Source organism: Microbacterium candidum (genome assembly GCF_030315975.1).
In the GTDB taxonomy this organism is placed as follows: Bacteria; Actinomycetota; Actinomycetes; order Actinomycetales; family Microbacteriaceae; genus Microbacterium; species Microbacterium candidum.
In genome coordinates, this window is the sequence record NZ_JASXSZ010000006.1 from 26,702 (window position 1) to 41,941 (window position 15,240).

The following is a 15,240-nucleotide window of genomic DNA, read 5'->3' on the forward strand; positions in this document are numbered from 1 at the left end:
CCGGCTCCCCCCGTCGCCCCCCCCCCCGGGCGGGCCGGGGGCGGCGCGCCCCGGCCACGACACCGAAACGAAGGGCCTCCCGTGTCAGTCACCGTCCCGGCCATCGACGATCGCACGATCTCGACCCTCGCCAGGCACAGCATCCGGCTCATCACGAGCCTGCAGACCCCCGAGGGCGCATACCCGGCGAGCCCCACATTCTCGGCGTACGTCGGATACAGCTGGCTGCGCGACGGCGCATTCATCGCCGATGCAGCCTCCGCCGCCGGGCGAGCCGATTCGGCGAGCCGATTCTTCGACTGGTGCGCCGATGTCATCACGAGACGGGGCGACGCGATCCGCGCCATCGTGCGCGAGAGTCGCGCCGGCCGTCAGCCGGCCTCGGAGCACATGCTGCCCGCGCGGTTCACGTTCGCGGGGGACGACGGCGCGGACGAGTGGTGGGACTTCCAGCTCGACGGCTACGGCACGTGGCTGTGGGCGCTGTCGCAGCACGTGGAGCGGCACAGCCTGGACGCAGAACGGTGGCGGCCCGCCGTCGCCCTGACCGTCGAGTACCTCCTCGCCTCCTGGGAGCGCCCCTGCTACGACTGGTGGGAGGAGCACGCGCAGCACGTGCACGTGTCGACCCTCGCCTGCATCGTCGGCGGCCTCGACGCCATCGCCCGTGCGGGCCTCGTCGACGAGTCGCTCGCGGACGGCATCCGGTCGGAATCCGCAGCGATCCACCGACTGATCGCGGGCCGCGGAACAGCGGACGGGCATCTGATCAAGTGGCTCGGGAGCACCGCCGTCGACGGCAGTCTCGCGGCGGCGATCGCGCCGCTCCACGTCATCGACCCGGAGTCCGACCTCGCGCGGCGCACGATCGACGTCCTCGAGGCGCATCTCTGCGTCGCCGGCGGCGTGCACCGCTACCTCGGCGACACCTTCTTCGGCGGCGGCCAGTGGCCCCTGCTGTCCTGCTTCCTCGGGCTTGCGCACGTCGCCGCGGGCGACCGAGACCGCGCGTCGGAGCTGTTCGACTGGGCGGCGGGCACGGCGACCGCGGACTTCGACCTCCCCGAGCAGGTGGGCGACCACCTCATCGCCCCGGGAATGCGGCAGGAGTGGATCGATCGTTGGGGGCCGGTGGCCACGCCTCTGCTGTGGAGTCACGCCATGTTCCTGCGTCTGGGCATCGAGCTCGGTCGCATCGCGCCGGCGGAGCTTGCCTTCGCCGAGGAAGGATTCGTCCGATGATCCGTCATCGCCCCGCAGGCTCCGGGCATCCGTACTCCGTCGACACGGAGCAGCGCTGGCCGGTCGTCCCCGAGGCCGGCGGAACGGCCACTCTCGGACTGCGCGCGGACGCCGGGGTCGTGTCGGCGACATGCACTCTCGAGTGGCATCCCGACGACGATGCCGGTGGTTCCACCATCGAGCTCGGGCTGGAGCGCGTGGCTACCTCGTCGCGCGGCCGCATGACCGACGGCGGGCATCTCGCCTCGGCCGCGGCCCGGCAGGCCCGCGCGGTCGGCGGATGGCAGACGACGACACCGGCGCTGTCCGCCGGCGGCCGCTACCGCTACCGGTTCTCCGCGCACCACGCAGACGGGCGCGTGGAACGGACGCGCTGGTTCGAGTTCCGAGCGGCGCGATGGATGCCGACGGCCGGCGCCGTCGTCGAGCACGGCATCGCTCGGGTGATCTCGGGCTCCGTCGAGACGCTGTACGACGGCGAACGCGCGTGGCGCGTCCGCTTCGCACTGCCACTCGGCGAGGGCGAGCACGTGACGGGGTTCGGCGAGCGCTACGACGCTGTCGACCAGACGGGGACGTCGCTCGACTCCGTCGTCTTCGAGCAGTACAAGAGCCAGGGGGCCGAGCGCAAGACGTACATGCCCATGCCGTTCGCGCACGTCGTCGGCGGCGACGGATGGGGCTTTCACGTCGACACCTCTCGGCGGGTGTGGTTCGACGTCGGGGAGGCGGATGCAACCCGCATCGCCGTCGACGCCGAGTGCGGCGCCGACGGGGCGATCCTGCTGCGGCTGTTCGACGGGCTCCCGACCGATGTCCTGCGAGGTTTCCTCGACGGTGTCGGCCGAGCGACGGAGCTGCCCTCCTGGGTGTTCCGGCTGTGGGCCAGCGGCAACGAGTGGAACACACAGGCCGAGGTGATGCGCCAGATGGACCTGCATGCCGAGCACGACATCCCGGTCGGGTCGGTCGTGATCGAGGCGTGGAGCGACGAATCCACGTTCACCGCTTTCCGTGATGCGGAGTACGAGGTGACGGGGGACGGCGCGCCGCACCGTCTCGCGGACTTCACGTTCCCCGCCGAGGGTGCGTGGCCGGACCCCAAGGGAATGACCGATGAGCTGCACCGGCGTGACATCCGCCTGCACCTCTGGCAGATCCCGCTGCTGAAGATGCGTCCGCATCCGCACGGCCAGCTCGCGGCCGACGCTGCTGCCGCGATCCGCGAGGACGTCCTCATCCGGGAGTCCGATCCTCGCGGTGGGACGAGGCCGTATCGCAATCGCGGCTGGTGGTTCCCGCTCGGGCTGATGCCCGACCTCACGGATGAGCGCGCCGCTCGCTGGTGGACCGAGAAGCGCCGCTACCTCGTCGACGAGATCGGCATCGACGGATTCAAGACGGATGGCGGCGAGCATGCGTGGGGTGCGGAGCTCGTCTACCTCGACGGCCGCCGCGGCGACGAGGGCAACAACGTCTTCCCGGTCGCCTATGCCGCCGCGTACGGGGACCTGCTCCGATCTTCCGGCAAGGCGCCCGTCACCTTCAGTCGTGCGGGCTTCGCAGGCTCCCAGGCGCACGGCGCCTTCTGGGCGGGCGACGAGAACTCCACCTGGGAGGCGTTCCGGTGGTCCCTCAACGCGGGGCTCACGGCCGCGGCGAGCGGGATCGTCTACTGGGGATGGGACATCGCCGGATTCTCCGGCGACGTGCCGCCGGCCGAGCTCTATCTGCGGGCTGTGCAGGCTGCCGCCTTCGTTCCCGTGATGCAGTACCACTCGGAGTTCAACCACCACCGCACGCCGTCCCGGGACCGCACGCCGTGGAACATCGCGGAGCGCAGCGGTGACGACCGGGTGATCCCGCTGTTCCGGAAATACGCGCAGCTGCGCGAGCGCCTCGTGCCGTACCTCGTCAGGTCTGCGGCGGAGACGGTCGCGACCGATCGCCCGCTCATGCGTCCGCTGTTCTTCGAGTGGCCGGATGACCCAGGTGTGTGGAGTGCCGAGGCCCAGTGGCTGCTGGGCGACGACCTCCTCGTCGCCCCTGTGATCGAGCCCGGCGTCGAGAGTCGGACGGTCTATCTGCCGGCGGGCGACTGGACGGACGTCTGGACGGGCGAGAGCACTTCGGGCGGCCGGACGGTCTCCGTCGAAGCGCCGATCGATCGCATCCCGGTCTTCGCGCGGAACGGCGCGGATGCCGAGCTCCTCGAGGTGTTCGCAGCGGACGGGGAGACCGCCGGGTAGCGCCGCGCGACGACGCTACAGCCCGTGGGTCGAGGCGTCGGCTGCGCGGATCGCGACCACGGCAGCGTCGAGCGCGTCGTCGAAGAGGTGCGGCGGCGGAGCGCCGAAGCCCACGACCATCGCGGGCGGCCGGGGCGCGCCGGCGCCGAAGCGATAGGTCCCGAGGCCGTCGAAGACGAGCGAATCGGATGCTGAGGCATCCATCACGTCCTTCTCAGACGTGCCGGGCGGGAGCTCCAGGATGCACTGGAGCCCCGCCTGTTCCGTGCCGAGGTGCGCGCCGGGGAGGCGCGTGGCGACGAGGAGATCGAGTGCCTCACGTCGTGCGCGATACCGCACGCGCGCCGAGCGGACCGCGCGGTCGTAGTCGCCGCGACGGAGGAACTCGGCAAGGGTCAGCTGGGACAGGACGTCGGTCGCCGCACCGGCGAGGCGGGCGCGCGCGGCGACGCCGTCGACGAGCGACGGCGGAAGCACACCCCAGGCGAGCCCGAGCGACGGGGTGAGCGCCTTGCTCGCGGTGCCGGCGTAGACGACGTGATCGGGCGCGAGCGCCTGCAGCGCGCCCACGGCACGGCGGTCGTAGCGGAACTCGCCGTCGTAGTCGTCCTCGATGACGATCCGGTCGCCGCGCCGCGCCCAATCGACGAACGCTGCGCGCCGCGCGGGGGAGAGGACCGCGCCGGTGGGGAACTGATGCGCCGGCGTGAGGAGCACCGCATCCGCTGTCACACGCGCGGGGTCGGCGCCGTCGCCGTCGACCGGGATCGGCACGACCTCGAGCCCCGTGCCGCGCAGGATGTCGCGGTGCAGCTCATGCCCGTACTCCTCGACCGCGATGACGCGCGCGCCCCGATCGACGAGCGCACCGCCGACGAGGGCGAGCAGCTGACCGAACCCGTGTGTGACATGCACGGCGTCGGCGGACGCCCAGACGCCCCGGGCGCGAGAGACGTACGCAGCGAGGGCTTCGCGAAGGGGCAGGGCGCCGGCGAGCTCGCCGTATCCGAACGCCGAGGTCGAGGCGCTCGCGAGGGCGCGGCGGGATGCCGCGATCCATGCGCCGATCGGGAAGGCGGAGGCATCCGGGATCCCTGCCCGGAGGTCGAGGCGCGCCGCCCTGCGCCGACGGATGGATGCGGGACCGGGCTCGAGGCGGCCAGGGGATGCGGCCACCCACGTGCCCGCGCCGACCCGCGCCTCGAGCCATCCCTCGCCCGTGAGCCTTCCGTAGACCTCCGCGACGCTGTTGCGCGAGATGCCGAGGTCGGCCGCGAGGGTGCGGCTCGGCGGCATCCGTTCGCCCGCCGCGAGGGCGCCCGTGCGGATCGCGTCGCGCAGCGCACGCTCGAGCGAATCCGTCTTGCGGACGGGATCGAGCGCGACGAGCAGGTCGCGGCCCGGTTCGAACGCTCCGGAATTGGCCCACATGAGCACCATCGTATTGGACTGCTGCACAGGACAATCGGCCCGTAGCGTTGAGGACATGAACACGACAGAGACCCTCATCCGCCCCGCCATCCGCTTCGACTTCGACGCCCTCGTGCCCAGCTTCTCGCGCGCTGTCGCCTCGCTCGACCACGCGGCGAAGGTCGAGGCCGAGCGTGCCGGGATCCCCGCCGGGCTCACCGAGCTGCTGCGTCTGCGCACGTCGCAGATCAACGGCTGCGCCTACTGCGTCGACACGCACTCCCGCGACGCGCGGGACGCGGGCGAGTCGTTCCAGCGCATCTCGGCCGTCGCCGTGTGGGAGGAGTCGAACTTCTTCACCCAGAAGGAGCGCTCCGCGTTCGCGCTCGCGGACTCCGTCGCGCGACTGGCCGACACGCATGTCCCGGACGCGATCGTCGCCGACGTCCTCGAGGTGTGGACGGAGGCCGAGGCGGCCGCGATCCTCGCGATCCTCGTCAGCATCAACGCGTGGAACGAGATCGGCGTGACGGCCCGCTGCTGGCGGGCATCCGTCGAGAACGTCTGACCCGCTCGCGCCACTCAGGCCAGGGAGCGCAGCATTCGCAGGATCCAGGGTCTCCGCCCGAGGTCTGCGAGGCTGCGCTCTCCTGCGCAGAACTCGACGAAGTAGCGCTGCGCGCGGCGCGATCGCGTGGCCAGACGATGCACGAGACGCGGATGCTTCTCGAAGACGGCGAGCAGGAGCGCGCCGACCCGCATCTCCGGGACGAGCGTCCGGTCGACGGCGGCCGCGTAGGCGTCGAGATCGGCCCCCGTGGAGACGTACGCGGCGGCCGCCTCGCCCGCGAGGGCGCCGGAGCGCAGCGCGAAGGAGATGCCCTCGCGGGTCCATGGCTCCAGAAGCCCCGCCGCGTCGCCGGCGACGAGCACCGGACCGCGACGCAGCGGTGAATCGGTGCGTCGCCACTGCGTGAGGTGCCCGCTGGAGTGCACGACCGCCGCATCCGGATCGTCCTGCTGCGTCCGCCAGTCCGCGAGGTAGGCGCGCGTGCGATCCGCGTGGCCCTTCGCCTCGATGACGCCGACCGTATCGACAGACGCCTTCGGGAATGTCCACGCGTAGCTGCCCGCGCCCGGCCCCCAGTCCAGGAGCACCTCGGGACGGCCGGATGCGTCGAGCTCGTCCTCGAGCCCGAGATCGATGCGCTCGGGGATGACGCCGACGTAGCGGCCCACGCGCCCGCCGACGCCGTCGGCGCCGATCACGCAGCGGGCAGTGGCATCCCCGGCGCTCGTCACGACGGTCACCACATCGCCGGAGACGGTGAGGTCGCGAAGCGCCGCTCCGCCGACGAACTCGGCACCCGCCGCCTGCGCCTCAGCGAGAAGGGCCGCATCGAACGTCTCACGACGGGTCATCGCGAGGAACGCGGCATCTCTCTTCACCCGCACCGGACGCGCGCCCTGCAGCGTGAAGACGACCTCGTCGACCTGCCGCTCGATGGTCGCGGCAGCCGCGGGCGGCAGCAGAGCGCGGCTCGCGCCGATGAGCCCGCCGCCGCACGTCTTGTACCTCGGGAACGTCGCCCGGTCGATGAGCAGTGTCCGGGCACCGCTTGCGGCGGCGACCCGCGCGGCGGTCGACCCCGCCGGCCCTGCGCCGACGACGATCACGTCCCACTCGCCCGACACAGATGTCACCGATACACGGTAGCTTGTGGCCATGGCCCAGCCGAACGACCTCCTGGCGGTCCTCATCGACGCCGACAACGTGTCGCCCGCCCGGATCGGCGCCGTGCTCGCCGAGATCGCGCAGTACGGCACGGCATCCGTCAAACGCGTCTACGGCGACTGGACGAAGACGCAGCTGCGCGGGTGGAAGGATGCCGCGAGCGAGCACGTCATCCAGCCGATCCAGCAGTTCGACAACACGACGGGCAAGAACGCCACCGACAGCGCGCTCATCATCGACGCGATGGACCTGCTCTACACGGGCCGGTTCCAGGGCTTCTGCATCGTCTCGAGCGACAGCGACTTCACGCGGCTCGCGTCCCGCATCCGCGAGGACGGCGTGATCGTGTACGGGTTCGGCGAGCGGAAGACGCCGGATGCGTTCCGCAACGCCTGCGACCGTTTCACGTTCCTCGAGGTGCTCGAAGAGCCGGCGGTGGAGGCGGACACCGCGGCCGCCGCATCCAAGCGGGTCACGCCCGCGAAGCTGCGCCAGGACGCGAAGCTCGTCTCGATGCTGCGTTCGGCGGTCGGAACGGCATCCGGGGACGACGGATGGACGAACCTCGGCGCCGTGGGGCAGCTCATGGGCAAGCAGCAGCCCGATTTCGACTCCCGCAACTGGGGCTACGCGAAGCTCTCCGACCTCGTGAAGGCCATCGGCCTGTTCACGATGGAGACGACGCCGGCCGGCGTCCGGCTGCAGCCGAAGAAGAAGTAGCCCGCGCGTACGATCGAAGGACGTCCGTCTTCCCGAGGAGGTCCTCGTTGTCCCCTGACGCACTCGCCCACGCGGCGGATCTGGCCGATTTCGTCGCGGCTTCGCCGTCGAGCTTCCACGCCGCGGCGGAGGTCGGACGGCGGCTGACCGATGCGGGCTTCACCCCGCTCGACGAGCAGGATGCGTGGCCGTCGCAGCCGGGCGGCCGGTTCCTCGTCGTGCGCGACGGGGCCGTGATCGCGTGGGTCGTGCCGCAGGGTGCGGGCACCTGCACTGCGGTGCGGGTTTTCGGCGCGCACAGCGACTCGCCGGGGTTCAAGCTCAAGCCGAAGCCGACGACGGGGCGGCTCGGCTGGCTGCAGGCCGGTGTCGAGATCTACGGCGGACCGCTCCTCAATTCCTGGCTCGACCGCGAACTGCGCCTCGCCGGCCGGATCGCGCTCGACGACGGCTCGACGGTGCTCGCGGCGACCGGCCCGCTGCTGCGGCTGCCGCAGCTCGCGATCCACCTCGACCGCGCCGCGAACGACGGACTCGCGCTCGACAAGCAGATGCAGACCCAGCCGGTGTGGGGGCTCGGCGACGAGGATTCGGCCGATCTCCTCGGCGAGCTCGCGTCCGCGGCCGAAGTGGATGCGGCGCGCATCCGCGGCTACGACATCGTCACGGCGGATGCCGCACGCGGCGCCGTCTTCGGGAAGGACGACGTGTTCTTCGCCGCCGCCCGTCTCGACGACCTCGCCTCCGTGCACGCCGGAGTCGTCGCGCTGGCGCGCGCGGCGGACGGGGTCGGCGACGACATCGCGATGCTCGCTGTCTTCGACCACGAGGAGATCGGGTCCGAGACGCGCTCGGGCGCCGCGGGGCCGTTCCTCTCCGACGTCATCGAGCGCGTTCAGCTCGCGCTCGGCGCCGATCGCGAGGAGCAGCACCGCGCGCTCGCGTCATCCTGGTGCGTCTCGAGCGACGTCGGGCACTCGGTGCACCCGAACTACGCGGGCAAGCACGATCCGGTCGTGCGTCCCGTGCTCGGGTCGGGGCCGATCCTGAAGATCAACGCCAACCAGCGCTATGCGACCGACGGCGTCGGCGCCGCAGCCTGGAACGGCTGGTGCGCCGACGCGGGGGTCGGAAGCCAGGAGTTCGTGTCGAACAACTCGGTGCCCTGCGGGTCGACGATCGGTCCGATCACGGCGACGCGTCTCGGCATCCGGACGGTGGATGTCGGCATCCCCATCCTGTCGATGCACTCCGCCCGCGAGCTGGCCGGCGTGAGCGACCTGCGGGACCTGTCCCGCGTGGCCGAGGTGTTCTTCCGCGGCTGACGGTCGCGCCGCGGAAACCTGCTCGCGCGATAGAAACCTGCAGTCGCGCCCGTTGTGAACGAGCGCGACTGCAGGTTTCGGTAGCGCGAGCTGCGGTGCGGGGTCAGGCGGTGGCCTCGCTCTCGCTGCGGGTGGGCAGCACCCAGCCGGCGCGCGGGAAGTGGCACGTGTACCCGTCCGGGTAGCGGATCAGGTAGTCCTGGTGCTCCGGCTCGGCCTCCCAGAACGCGGCCTCGGGCTCGATCGTCGTGACGGCCTTCGCCGGCCAGAGGCCCGAGGCATCGACGTCCGCGATCGTGTCGCGCGCGACGTCTGCCTGCTCGGGCGAGAGCGGGAAGATCGCGGAGCGGTAGCTCGTGCCGATGTCGTTGCCCTGCCGGTTCAGGGTCGACGGGTCGTGGATCTGGAAGAAGAAGGCGAGGATGTCGCGGTACGACGTCTGGGTCGGGTCGAAGACGATCTCGACCGCCTCCGCGTGGCCGGGGTGGTTGCGGTAGGTGGCGTGGTCGTTCTGCCCGCCGGTGTAGCCGACGCGCGTGCTCACGACGCCCGGCTGGCGCCGGATGAGGTCCTCCACGCCCCAGAAACAGCCTCCGGCGAGCACCGCGGTCTCGGTGCCGGGGGTGCGGGTGATGGCTCCGGTGTCGGAAGGTCCGCTGGTCATGACGCGTTCTCCTGGTTCTCGGTGTTCTGAGCGTTCTCGGTGGGGAAGAGGTTCCGGTAGGCGCCGTAGCCCTCGTCCTCGAGCGAGGATGCGGGCACGAATCGCAATGCGGCGGAGTTCATGCAGTATCTCAGGCCGCCGGCATCCCGTGGGCCGTCGGGGAAGAGGTGGCCGAGGTGGCTGTCGGCTCCCGACGAGCGGACCTCGGTGCGCGTCATGAAGAGCGACCGGTCGGTCTTCGTGGTGACGGCGTCGGGCGCGATCGGCTTGGTGAAGCTCGGCCAGCCCGTTCCGCTGTCGTACTTGTCGACGGACGCGAACAGGGGCTGCCCCGAGACGATGTCGACGTAGATGCCGTCCTCGTGGTTGTTCCAGTACTCGTTGCGGAAGGCGGGCTCGGTGCCCTCCTTCTGCGTGACGCGGTACTGCGCGTCCGTGAGGCGGGCGAGCGCGTCGGGGGTCTTTCCGTAGTCGTTGCTCACAGTGTGGCTCCTCCGTGGGATGACGCCGCTGGCTGCGACATCACCAGGTGAAACGGAGGCGAGCGCGGATTTGGTCCCGCGAAGCTGGGAGCGCGCTTCGAGTTCCGCCCCGGGCAGCCGGAGCCGGTGTCCCCGGCGGGGCATACGCTGAACGGGTGCCGGTCGATACCGCCCCGAAGACCGCGCGTGCGCAGCTGCTGGCGCTCGCGGGAGGCGACGGCGGGCTGCTGGACTGGTATCCGGCCGATCCCGTGGGGCGGCCGGCGGCCGTCCTGATGCTCTTCGGCGAACTCGATTCCGTGCCGAGCCGGTACGACGCGCGGGCGGAGGCCGTCTCGCGCGACCTCGACGTGCTGCTCCTCGCTCGTGCGGCGACGCTCCGCTCGCATCCGGGGCAGGTCGCCTTTCCCGGTGGCCGGCTCGACCCCGGCGACGGCGGGCCGGTCGAGGCCGCCCTGCGCGAAGCGCGCGAGGAGACCGGCCTCGATCCCGACGGCGTCGACGTGCTGGGCCCGCTCCCGCCCGTGCCGCTCGAGTACTCGCGGCACCTCGTGACGCCGGTGCTCGGCTGGTGGCGGCATCCGTCGCCGGTGCACGTCGTCGACGAGGCGGAGTCGGCCGACGTCTTCCGGGCGCCCGTCGCCGACCTCCTGAACCCCGCGAACCGCGGCAGCACCGTCATCCGGCGCGACGGCCACGAGTGGCGCGGTCCCGGCTTCCTCGTTCACAACGGGAGCAGGGAGCACCTCGTGTGGGGCTTCACCGCGATGCTGCTGGAGGGCCTGTTCGACCGGCTCGGCTGGACCGAGCCGTGGGATGAGGGTCGCGACTTCCGGCTCGGGCAGTACGGGGTCGACGCATCCTGAGCCTCCGTGTCAGCGGTGGTCGACGCGACCTCGCCGCGTGAAGGAACGGCGGAACCGGGGGAGCCGGGCGCTCATCGCCGCGGGCTGCGGGAGCGGGATCGGCGCCGTGACGATGGCATCCACCGCCATCGATCCGTCGGTGGGGCCGATGACCGCGATCGGCGTCGTGGGCGTGGCCACCGGCGGCGCGATCGGCATGGCCGCGAGGCGCTTCCGTGCGACGAGGTAGGCGGGGACGAGCACGACGACGGAGCCGAACCACGCGAGCGGGTTGCTCATCGCCACGCCGACGAAGCCGAACATCGCGCCGAGGATGACCGCGGCGCCGACGCGCATGACGAGTTCGATGACGCCGGTGACCGTCGGGATCAGCGCGTGGCCGAGCCCCTGCAGCGTGCCGCGGAGGACGAAGAGAATGCCGAGCAGCCAGTAGCTGGCGCCGTTGATGGCGAGCATCTGGGCGGCGAGCCCGACGACCTCGTGTGATCCGTCGCCGACGAAAAGGCGCACCATGACGGTGCCGAAGGCGATCATGAGACCGCCCAGGATCACGGCGGCGACCACCGACATCCACGTCGCCTGCTTCACCCCGCGGCGGATCCGATCCGGCCGGCCGCCGCCGAGGTTCTGCGCCACGAACATCGATGCAGCCAGGCCGAGCGACTGGAGGAGCGCGACGGCGAGGCTGTCCACGCGGGATGCGGCGGTATACGCCGCGACGGCCTCGGCGCCGAGCTCGTTGAGGGCGACCTGCACGGTCAGCGTGCCGATCGCGATGATCGAGGCCTGGAAGCCCATGGGCAGCCCGAGCCGCAGGTGGTCGGCCAGCTCGGAGCGCGAGACGCGCCAGTCCTCCCGCCGCACGTGCAGCACCGGCACCCGGCGGCGGACGAACTCGAGGCACAGGAGCACGGAGATCGCCTGCGAGACGACGGTGGCCAGCGCCGCGCCGCCGACACCCCAGCCGAGTGGGCCGACCATCAGGATCACGAGTGCGACGTTCAGGCCGCACGCGAGTGCGAGGAAGACGAGCGGCGTGCGGGAGTCGCCGATGGCGCGGATGATCGCGGAGAGGTAGTTGAAGAACATCAGCGCGCCCGCGCCGAGGAAGCTGACCTGTGCGAACACGACGGCGTCGTCCATGAGCGCGGGCGGCGTCTGGAGGAGCGCGAGGAGAGGGGCGGCGAGAAGCGGTGCACCGACCGTCAGCACCACGGTGCATGCACCGGTGAGGAGCGTGCCCGCCGCGACGGAGCGCCTCACGGCGACGAAGTCACGCGCACCGAACGCCTGTGCCGTCGGGATCGCGAATCCGGAGGTGAGGCCCCACGCGAATCCGAGCAGGAGGAACAGCATGCTCCCGGTCGCACCGACGGCGGCAAGGGCGTCGACGCCGAGGTGCCGGCCCACCACGATCGCATCGACGAACTGGTACAGCTGCTGCACGATGTTGCCGACCAGGAGGGGCACGGCGAACACGAGGATGACGCGCCAAGGGCGTCCCGTCGTCAGGGAGGTGGTCATGAAGGGCTCTCGAAGGAGAAGGAGGGATGCCGGGCAGGCGGAGGATGCAGACATCAAGCGTATCGAATCGATTCGGAGCCTGTCGAGGGGCACAGCGGATTTCGAGCGGTCTGCGGCCGGATTCCTAGGGCCTGCGACCGCACGCCAGGATGGGGTGGTGTCCGTGCGCAGCTTCCGTCTCTCCGCGACCGTCGATGCATCTCCCGAGGACGTCATCGACTTCCTGATGCAGCTCGACGGGCACCGGGGGCTACATCCCTATCTGCAGTCCGCCGACGTCGTCGCGACCGGCGCAGACGCCGAGGGCGACTGGTCGGACTGGCGGATCGTCGAACGGCCCGCGCTCGGCCCGCTGCGGTACACGATCCGCTTCCCGGCGCGCATGACCCGGCTCGGTCCCGACACGATGCGGGGATGGGTGCGCGCCGCGCCCGGCTGCTGCCTCGAGACCCTGACGCGCACCGCACAGACCGAGAGCGGCACCGTCGTCGAGGAGGAGACGACGGTCACGGCACCCTGGGCGCTCGTCGGCTACATGACGAAGCACGCGCACCTCGCGCACGCGCGGACATTCTCGCTCCTGCCCGCGGAGCTGGTTCGCGAGCCCTGACGTCGGGTCAGCCGGCGAAGTCGGCGAGGATCCGATCGACCTCGGCGATCTCCCACCCGATCTGGGCGGTGCGCAGCGGCGACAACCGCCGGACCTGCAGGTCGACCACAGCGCGCGCCTGATCCTCATCGAGGCCGAAGGCGGCTGCGACCGCGTCGTGCACCGAGTCGTCGTCGCCGGTCCCCAGGGGGAGCGTCGTCGTCTCCCTTCCGAGCCTCGGCTGGACCGGCGTCGGTAGAGTCGCATCCATGGATGACGGTCACGCGGCGGACAAGCCCACGGTCCTGTTCGTGTGCGTGCACAATGCGGGCCGGTCGCAGATGGCGGCGGGTTTCCTGCGCGCGCTGGCGGGGGACCGCGTCGAGGTGCTTTCCGCCGGGTCGGAGCCGAAGGATCAGATCAACCCGATCGCGGTCGAGGCCATGGCGGAGGTCGGCATCGACATCGCGGGCAACTCGCCGAAGGTGCTGACCGTGGATGCGGTCCGCGAAGCGGACGCCGTGATCACGATGGGATGCGGAGATGCCTGCCCGATCTTCCCCGGAAAGCGCTACGAGGACTGGGAGCTGGACGACCCCGCCGGACAGCCGATCGAACGCGTGCGGCCGATCCGCGACGCCATCCGGGCACGCGTGGAGATCCTGCTCGGCGAGCTCTCCTGAACCTCGGCGGGATCAGCGCTCGACGGTCGTGAGCAGCCGCAGCTGCATCATCGCGGAGAACCGCGACTCGGGATCCGTGAGGTCCAGCCCGCTGATCTCCGCGAGCCGGCGCAGCCGATAGCGGAACGTGTTCGGGTGCGTGTAGATGCGGGCGGAGGCGACGCTGACGTCGCCGAACGCATCGAGCCACGCGCGCAGCGTCGCGACCAACTGGGTGCCCTTCTCCCGGTCGTGCTCGATCAGGAGCCCGACGGCCCCCGCGGGCTGATCCCCGCGGGCACGGGCGAGATCGCCGAGTTCGACGAGGAGGGCGTCGACCTGCACGGTCGTGAACAGGGCGACGGGTTCGCGGTGCGGGAAGTCCTGGAGCACGCGGAGCGCCCGATCGGCGTTCACGCGCGAAACGGGGATGCTCTGGGTGTCGTCGGCGACCGTGCCGACGCCGACGCGCACCTCGCGTGAGCTGCCGAGTCGACCGAGGAAGTCCGTGGCGACGCGCGTCGCGTGGACGTCTGCGTCCTCCTGATCGGTGCGGACGCCGACCACGGCGTAGACCACGTCGCCGATGGGCGCGACGGCGGAGCGGAGGTAGACCGCGCCGAGATGCATGGCGAACGCGTCCGCGATGTGCTGGCGCTCGGCGATCCCCCGGGCGTCCGCGGACGATTCGTCCCGTGAGCGATCCGGCGCGGCGAGGGCGAGGACGACGCAGCGATGTCCGTCGAGCCGGAGCCGGGACGCTGCATCCGCGGCACCCGATCCGCCCTCGAGCACGGTGGCGAGCAGATCGGCGCGGAGCCGGCGCTCGACGTCCGCACCGGCGCGCTCGCGCAGCATGTGCAGTGCGACGAGTCCCGCCGAGTCCTTGAGCGCCCGCGCGCGGTCGGGTCCGAGCGGCTCGTGCACGGCAGCCCAGATGGAGCCGAGGATCTCGTCACCGGCGCGGACGGCCAGGGCGACGCGCGGGAACGACGGGAGCCCTTCGTCGGTGGCGATCGGCGCGATGTCGATGGGGTCCTCGCTGCGGTACAGCTCGCGGAACACGCCGCGCTCCTCGAGCTGACGGCTGAAGCGCTCCGGCACCTGCCGGCCGAGCACCGTCTCGATCCGGGCGGGGTCGGCCTCGTCCTGGCGTCCGGAGAACGCGAGCACCCGCGAGTTGCGGTCCTCGATGGTCACGGGCGCGTTCAGGAGCGTGGCGATCGCGTTGGCGAGGGCGAACAGGTCTCCCGACGGCATGCCGCCGAGTGTCTGCGCGCCCTGGTCGCCGACGTCGCCCTCCGCGATCAGGGAGCGGAGCATGGCGGCCAGCTGCGCCCACGACGCGCCGCGCGTCAGGGCGAGCACGGGGATGCGCGACGCCTCGGACGCCGCGCGGACCTGTTCCTCCGCGCGGACGGGGGCGCGCAGGACGAGCGCCGCGGCCTGCTGCGCGGCGAGGGTGGAGAGCAGCTCGGAGATCTCCGCCGGATCGCTCATTCCGACCCCGAGCACGAGGGCGTTGCGCATGGGCATCGCGTCGTCGAGCACGTCGTGGATGACGACGTGCTCGATCTCCGCATCGCCATCGGCGGAACCGCACACCACCTCGAGGAGCGTGTTGCCGAGATCCTCGATCACGCGCCCGAGGCTGGCGCGTGGCCGCGTCGTCACTGACATGAGCACAACCCCCAGGGTAGGAGCGGCGGACTCGGAGGACGATGGTGCACGCCACCAGAATGGTCGCCGGATTTCGTCCGCGCGCACAATGC

Annotated in this window: 15 protein-coding genes; 8 read left to right on the forward strand and 7 right to left on the reverse strand. The window is 71.4% G+C overall.

Features of this window, described 5'->3' with window-relative positions:
- Positions 1–81: 81 nt before the first annotated feature.
- Complete coding sequence (locus tag QSV35_RS16550) at positions 82–1,242, forward strand: glycoside hydrolase family 15 protein (RefSeq protein WP_286289928.1); 1,161 nt, start codon at positions 82–84, stop codon at positions 1,240–1,242.
- The gene (locus tag QSV35_RS16555; RefSeq protein WP_286289929.1) at positions 1,239–3,491 is read left to right on the forward strand and encodes a glycoside hydrolase family 31 protein; all 2,253 of its coding nucleotides are present in this window, start codon (positions 1,239–1,241) and stop codon (positions 3,489–3,491) included. The genes QSV35_RS16550 and QSV35_RS16555 overlap by 4 nt, the downstream gene beginning before the upstream one ends.
- A 15-nt stretch (positions 3,492–3,506) precedes the next feature.
- Here the strand turns inward: QSV35_RS16555 and pdxR are convergent, their stop codons facing one another.
- Entirely contained in the window at positions 3,507–4,922 is a 1,416-nt protein-coding gene (gene pdxR / locus QSV35_RS16560; RefSeq protein WP_286289930.1) for a MocR-like pyridoxine biosynthesis transcription factor PdxR, read from the reverse strand.
- 55 nt (positions 4,923–4,977) lie between these two features.
- Here pdxR and QSV35_RS16565 point away from each other — a divergent pair, with 55 nt between their 5' ends.
- Positions 4,978–5,469 carry a carboxymuconolactone decarboxylase family protein gene (locus QSV35_RS16565; RefSeq protein ID WP_286289931.1) on the forward strand — a complete coding sequence of 164 codons (492 nt, stop codon included), beginning with the start codon at positions 4,978–4,980 and terminating at the stop codon, positions 5,467–5,469.
- Positions 5,470–5,483: 14 nt separating this feature from the next.
- On the opposite strand, the gene QSV35_RS16570 is transcribed toward QSV35_RS16565, so the two are convergent.
- Positions 5,484–6,605, reverse strand: coding sequence for a geranylgeranyl reductase family protein (locus QSV35_RS16570; protein WP_286289932.1), 1,122 nt, complete (start codon positions 6,603–6,605; stop codon positions 5,484–5,486).
- 22 nt (positions 6,606–6,627) lie between these two features.
- On the opposite strand from QSV35_RS16570, the gene QSV35_RS16575 reads away from it, so the two are divergent.
- Together QSV35_RS16575 and QSV35_RS16580 are read left to right on the forward strand one after the other, a co-directional pair.
- Positions 6,628–7,356, forward strand: coding sequence for an NYN domain-containing protein (locus QSV35_RS16575; protein ID WP_286289933.1), 729 nt, complete (start codon positions 6,628–6,630; stop codon positions 7,354–7,356).
- Between the two features lie 47 nt (positions 7,357–7,403).
- Positions 7,404–8,681, forward strand: coding sequence for a M18 family aminopeptidase (locus tag QSV35_RS16580; protein ID WP_286289934.1), 1,278 nt, complete (start codon positions 7,404–7,406; stop codon positions 8,679–8,681).
- 103 nt (positions 8,682–8,784) lie between these two features.
- Here QSV35_RS16580 and msrA read toward each other — a convergent pair whose 3' ends face one another.
- Together msrA and msrB are read right to left on the reverse strand one after the other, a co-directional pair.
- The gene (msrA, locus tag QSV35_RS16585) at positions 8,785–9,345 is read right to left on the reverse strand and encodes a peptide-methionine (S)-S-oxide reductase MsrA (RefSeq protein WP_286289936.1); all 561 of its coding nucleotides are present in this window, start codon (positions 9,343–9,345) and stop codon (positions 8,785–8,787) included.
- Positions 9,342–9,827: a peptide-methionine (R)-S-oxide reductase MsrB gene (gene msrB / locus QSV35_RS16590; protein ID WP_286289937.1), complete on the reverse strand. Its 486-nt coding sequence runs from the start codon at positions 9,825–9,827 to the stop codon at positions 9,342–9,344. Before msrB ends, msrA begins: the two co-directional genes overlap by 4 nt.
- A 155-nt stretch (positions 9,828–9,982) precedes the next feature.
- Between msrB and QSV35_RS16595 the strand changes: the two genes are divergently transcribed.
- Positions 9,983–10,693, forward strand: coding sequence for an NUDIX hydrolase (locus QSV35_RS16595; RefSeq protein WP_419956863.1), 711 nt, complete (start codon positions 9,983–9,985; stop codon positions 10,691–10,693).
- 9 nt (positions 10,694–10,702) lie between these two features.
- Here QSV35_RS16595 and QSV35_RS16600 read toward each other — a convergent pair whose 3' ends face one another.
- A complete protein-coding gene (locus QSV35_RS16600; protein WP_286289938.1) occupies positions 10,703–12,217 on the reverse strand; it encodes an MATE family efflux transporter in 1,515 nt (504 codons plus the stop codon).
- A gap of 157 nt (positions 12,218–12,374) precedes the next feature.
- On the opposite strand from QSV35_RS16600, the gene QSV35_RS16605 reads away from it, so the two are divergent.
- Complete coding sequence (locus QSV35_RS16605) at positions 12,375–12,827, forward strand: hypothetical protein (RefSeq protein WP_286289939.1); 453 nt, start codon at positions 12,375–12,377, stop codon at positions 12,825–12,827.
- Positions 12,828–12,834: 7 nt separating this feature from the next.
- Here QSV35_RS16605 and QSV35_RS16610 read toward each other — a convergent pair whose 3' ends face one another.
- The gene (locus QSV35_RS16610) at positions 12,835–13,077 is read right to left on the reverse strand and encodes a hypothetical protein (protein WP_286289940.1); all 243 of its coding nucleotides are present in this window, start codon (positions 13,075–13,077) and stop codon (positions 12,835–12,837) included.
- Here QSV35_RS16610 and QSV35_RS16615 point away from each other — a divergent pair.
- Positions 13,076–13,489 carry an arsenate reductase ArsC gene (locus QSV35_RS16615; protein WP_286289941.1) on the forward strand — a complete coding sequence of 138 codons (414 nt, stop codon included), beginning with the start codon at positions 13,076–13,078 and terminating at the stop codon, positions 13,487–13,489. The two genes, QSV35_RS16610 and QSV35_RS16615, sit on opposite strands and share 2 nt — an antisense overlap.
- Before the next feature lie 12 nt (positions 13,490–13,501).
- Here QSV35_RS16615 and QSV35_RS16620 read toward each other — a convergent pair whose 3' ends face one another.
- On the reverse strand, positions 13,502–15,109 hold the full coding sequence (locus tag QSV35_RS16620; RefSeq protein ID WP_286289942.1) for a PucR family transcriptional regulator: 1,608 nt from the start codon (positions 15,107–15,109) through the stop codon (positions 13,502–13,504).
- Positions 15,110–15,240 lie beyond the last annotated feature (131 nt).

Excerpts from the sequence above, each read along its gene's own strand:
- QSV35_RS16575 (WP_286289933.1), top strand. The coding sequence starts at position 6,628 with ATGGCCCAGCCGAACGACCTCCTGGCGGTCCTCATCGACGCCGACAAC.
- QSV35_RS16610 (WP_286289940.1), bottom strand. The coding sequence starts at position 13,077 with ATGGATGCGACTCTACCGACGCCGGTCCAGCCGAGGCTCGGAAGGGAG.
- QSV35_RS16615 (WP_286289941.1), top strand. The coding sequence starts at position 13,076 with ATGGATGACGGTCACGCGGCGGACAAGCCCACGGTCCTGTTCGTGTGC.
- QSV35_RS16565 (WP_286289931.1), top strand. The coding sequence starts at position 4,978 with ATGAACACGACAGAGACCCTCATCCGCCCCGCCATCCGCTTCGACTTC.
- msrA (WP_286289936.1), bottom strand. The coding sequence starts at position 9,345 with ATGACCAGCGGACCTTCCGACACCGGAGCCATCACCCGCACCCCCGGC.
- pdxR (WP_286289930.1), bottom strand. The coding sequence starts at position 4,922 with ATGTGGGCCAATTCCGGAGCGTTCGAACCGGGCCGCGACCTGCTCGTC.
- QSV35_RS16600 (WP_286289938.1), bottom strand. The coding sequence starts at position 12,217 with ATGACCACCTCCCTGACGACGGGACGCCCTTGGCGCGTCATCCTCGTG.
- QSV35_RS16555 (WP_286289929.1), top strand. The coding sequence starts at position 1,239 with ATGATCCGTCATCGCCCCGCAGGCTCCGGGCATCCGTACTCCGTCGAC.